The organism is Planktotalea sp., assembly GCF_039984035.1.
Classification (GTDB): domain Bacteria; phylum Pseudomonadota; class Alphaproteobacteria; order Rhodobacterales; family Rhodobacteraceae; genus Planktotalea.
Genome location: NZ_JBDWVM010000305.1, coordinates 1 through 3,117 on the forward strand (window position 1 = coordinate 1; position 3,117 = coordinate 3,117).

Consider the following 3,117-nt stretch of genomic DNA (forward strand, 5'->3'; position numbering starts at 1 on the left):
ATCACCAAGAAGGAGCCAGAACCGATTTGCATCAGTGCGCCCAGAATGATGATCGAAGAAATCGCGTTCGTTACCGCCATCAAGGGTGTGTGCAAGCTGTGCGCCACGCCCCAGATCACTTGGAAGCCGACAAAGACCGCCAGAACGAAAACGATAAAGTGCTGCATGAAGCTCGCAGGAGCAATCAGGCCAACACCAAGCAACAACGCCGCGCCAACAGCCAACAGAGTAACCTGTTGTTTAGTCTGCGCTTTGAAGGCTGCTGTTTCCGCTTCGCGCACCTCTTCAGGTGTCAGCTCTTTGATAGGCTCTTTCTTCTGCGCCGCAATCGCTTGGATCTTTGGTGGCGGCGGTGGGAACGTGATTTCGTTCTCATACGTCACCGTCGCGCCGCGGATCACATCGTCTTCCATGTCGTGATTGATCTGACCATCCTTCTCAGGGGTCAGGTCAGTCATCATGTGACGGATGTTTGTCGCATAAAGCGTAGAGGCTTGCGCCGCCATACGGGATGGGAAGTCTGTGTAACCGATGATGGTCACGCCGTTGTCTGTGACGATCTTCTCGTCCATGACAGTCAGCTTACAATTACCACCTTTTTCAGCAGCGAGATCGACGATCACGGAGCCCGGCTTCATGCTTTCGACCATATCCTTGGTCCAAAGCTCTGGCGCTTCGCGGTTCGGGATCAGGGCCGTTGTGATAACGATGTCCATGTCCGGCGCGATTTCGCGGAACTTAGCGAGCTGAGCCGCTGCAAATTCAGGGCTGGAGACGGCAGCATAACCGCCTGTCGCGGCGCCGTCGGCTTGCTCTTCCTCAAAGTCGAGGAAAACAAACTCAGCGCCCATGCTTTCAACTTGCTCAGCCACTTCAGGGCGAACGTCGAAGGCATATGTAATTGCACCTAGGGAGGTAGATGTACCGATGGCCGCGAGGCCCGCAACGCCAGCACCGACAACCAGAACTTTTGCTGGTGGCACTTTACCGGCAGCGGTGATTTGGCCTGTGAAGAAGCGTGGGAAGTTGTTACCCGCTTCGATCACAGCGCGATAGCCTGCAATGTTTGCCATCGAGGACAAGGCATCCATCTTTTGAGCACGGGAAATACGTGGCACCATTTCCATGGCAATCACGTTTGCGCCCTTTTTACGTGCGCTTTCCATGCCCGCCTCATTGGCGGCTGGATTAAAGAAGGAAATCAAAGTCTGCTCAGCGCGCAGGCGCTTTAGTTCACCCGCATCTGGCTGGCGAACTTTGGCGACGATGTCAGCGCCTTTCCACAATGCAGCGGCGGTTTTGACAACCTCAACGCCTGCATCTGCATATAGAGCGTCTGAAAACCCAGCGTTTTCGCCGGCCCCAGCCTCAATCATGCAGTCATATCCGAGTTTTTGGAGTTGTTTCGCGCTTTCCGGCGTCATGCCGACACGATTTTCTCCCTCGAACACTTCCTTAGGTGTTCCGATTTTCAACTTTCATTCCCCTTGTAATAATATTAGTCAAACCATCGCCCCAGCGGCACAATGTTGCTGTAGTGACTAATTGGCTGTGCTCTTAGGTGCAAGCATGTGTCGCGAAGAGCTGCATCTGTGTCGCTATTTCACCCAAATAGATAAACGTTAGGCGTAACCTTTTGAGAATAATCAGTAAAGCAGATTCCAGCTATTGCGACGATGTAGAGCATTCGCTGCTAACAAATTGTTACAACTAGAAGAATTCCGAATAGCCGCTAAAATGAGAGCGCTAACAGAGATTTTTTGCAAGAATCAGCGCAGTTTGATCGGGAGCTAAGCCCCCATGCAATTCACCATGTTCAGCATTAGCCGCCTGCGTTAGAACAGGGGCGCCAAGTTATGTGAGGAAGCGGCGATGTTAAACCGGGATGAGATCAACGCATTTTGCAAATCCCTGCCCCATAGCAGCCACGTGGTACAATGGGGCAATGCCGATGTTTGGAAATTGGCAGGCAAGGTCTATGCCATTTGCGGTTGGGCCGACGGCGAAAGCGCGGTCACTTTCAAAGTGACGCCACTCGCCTATGAGGTTCTGAGTGACATGCCCGGTATCCGCCCTGCCCCTTATTTGGCCTCGCGCGGGATGAAATGGGTTCAGGTCTACGCCGATCCCGGCCTCCCCGACGAGGAGCTGCGCGCGCATATTGTGACCAGTTATGATCTGATCAAAGCCAAGTTGACGAAGAAGGTAAAAACCGAGCTGGGATTGATCTAACTGCGCGCACCATGTGTGAACTCAATTAGCACGCCGATTGGCGTGCGATCTGCCTCTGGCGAGGGTACTTTCAAAAAGTGAAACGACTTTACGCGCTTAGGCCACGTCCCAGCAACGTCGCGAGCTGAGCAACCCGTGTTTTGTAAGCTGCATAGCTTGGGGGCGGCGACTTTAGTCCGTAATAAGAGGCCATAATCGTTTGGCCCGTTTCGAGCGGATCATCACAAAGGATTTTCCCCTGTGCTGCTTGCGCGCGAAGCCACTCGGTCAGGCTCAGGCGGATATTGGTCATGATATCGTCAACCTGCGCATAGGCGCTGCTCACTTTGACATCCAACAATTCACCGCCATGTTCCGCATCGAGCAGAATTTTCATGACGCTGTCTGGATCAAAGGCGTCAAAAACACCCTGCAACGTCTCTACCGGACCCAATTGCGCAGCGAGAACCGTTTCGACTTGCACCTGAATTTTCTTGAAAAAATCAACTGACAGATATCCAAAAACATCTTCTTTGCTTTGAAAATGCAAATAGAGCGCAGGGCGTGACATGCCCGCTTTCTTCGCGATCAATTGCATCGAGGTTTTGCGAAAGCCATGTTCTGCAAAGACCTCAAACGCGGCAAACGCGATGGCTTTTTGTTTATCTGTTTCAAAGGCTTCACTGCTCATAGAGACCTTCTGACAAAATTATATGTTTTTGTCAATTGACAGCCTGACATTTTACACTACTTTTGTCAGAACCGATGAGGAGTAAGACAACATGGCCACCGAAATCACTGTGAATGGCAGCCTGCGCAAGGTCGATCTGCCTGGAGACGTTCCCCTTTTGTGGGTCCTGAGGGATGAGTTGAACCTGACAGGCACAAAGTTCGGATGCGGTGTTG

General features: G+C 52.0%; 3 protein-coding genes and 1 pseudogene. 2 read left to right on the top strand and 2 right to left on the bottom strand.

Annotated features, from left to right (window positions below):
* Positions 1-1,475: Re/Si-specific NAD(P)(+) transhydrogenase subunit alpha (locus ABJQ89_RS13930; protein ID WP_348496794.1), on the bottom strand; the 1,475-nt coding region annotated here is incomplete at its 3' end.
* Between the two features lie 397 nt (positions 1,476-1,872).
* Between ABJQ89_RS13930 and ABJQ89_RS13935 the strand changes: the two genes are divergently transcribed.
* Complete coding sequence (locus ABJQ89_RS13935; RefSeq protein WP_348496795.1) at positions 1,873-2,232, top strand: MmcQ/YjbR family DNA-binding protein; 360 nt, start codon at positions 1,873-1,875, stop codon at positions 2,230-2,232.
* Between the two features lie 88 nt (positions 2,233-2,320).
* Here ABJQ89_RS13935 and ABJQ89_RS13940 read toward each other — a convergent pair whose 3' ends face one another.
* Positions 2,321-2,902 (bottom strand): TetR/AcrR family transcriptional regulator, encoded by a 582-nt coding sequence (locus ABJQ89_RS13940; protein ID WP_348496796.1) that lies wholly within the window; start codon positions 2,900-2,902, stop codon positions 2,321-2,323.
* 91 nt (positions 2,903-2,993) lie between these two features.
* Between ABJQ89_RS13940 and ABJQ89_RS13945 the strand changes: the two are divergent.
* A pseudogene (locus tag ABJQ89_RS13945) lies at positions 2,994-3,117 on the top strand ((2Fe-2S)-binding protein); the annotation flags it as partial.

Bases quoted from the DNA above. Each gene is read 5' to 3' on its own strand.
- ABJQ89_RS13935 (WP_348496795.1), top strand. From the start codon at position 1,873: ATGTTAAACCGGGATGAGATCAACGCATTTTGCAAATCCCTGCCCCAT.
- ABJQ89_RS13940 (WP_348496796.1), bottom strand. From the start codon at position 2,902: ATGAGCAGTGAAGCCTTTGAAACAGATAAACAAAAAGCCATCGCGTTT.